The organism is Paenibacillus polysaccharolyticus (assembly GCF_023714295.1).
Taxonomy (GTDB): Bacteria; Bacillota; Bacilli; order Paenibacillales; family Paenibacillaceae; genus Paenibacillus; species Paenibacillus polysaccharolyticus_A.
Map to the genome: position 1 here is coordinate 1 of NZ_JAMAUN010000030.1, position 686 is coordinate 686.

Annotated in this window: 1 rRNA gene; it reads right to left on the reverse strand. The window is 51.6% G+C overall.

Features of this window, described 5'->3' with window-relative positions:
- A 23S ribosomal RNA gene (locus tag M3629_RS27975) occupies positions 1-686 on the reverse strand; the annotation flags it as partial.

Genomic DNA, 686 nt, shown 5'->3' on the forward strand with positions numbered 1-686 from the left:
GTACGGGCACCTTCATCTGGCTAGAGGCTTTTCTTGGCAGTGTGAGATCATGACCTTCGCTACTGTAATTTTCACTCCCCATCACAGCTCAGCCTTACGGTTAGCGGATTTGCCTACTAACCAGCCTCACTGCTTGGACAGGCATCCATCAGCCTGCGTCACTACCCTACTGCGTCCCCCCATCGCTCGTAACGATTTACGGTGGTACAGGAATTTCGACCTGTTGTCCTTCGACTACGCCTTTCGGCCTCGCCTTAGGTCCCGACTTACCCTGAGCGGACGAGCCTTCCTCAGGAACCCTTAGGCTTTCGGCGGATCAGATTCTCACTGATCTTTTCGTTACTCATACCGGCATTCTCACTTGTATAATGTCCAGCGCTCCTTACGGTACACCTTCAATCCTTATACAACGCTCCCCTACCCCTGGATCGACTTCACTCCAGCTTCGAAGTCCTGTGTTTATCCCCTGGGAACCATTTGGTCATCCAAGGCTTCACACCTTGTCAGACAAAAATGTCCTTGTGGTAAACACCGCCTCAAAGAAGCAGTGAAGTCGATCCAAGCCATAGCTTCGGTGGTGTGTTTAGCCCCGTTACATTTTCGGCGCAGAGTCACTCGACCAGTGAGCTATTACGCACTCTTTCAATGGTGGCTGCTTCTAAGCCAACATCCTGGTTGTCTGTGCA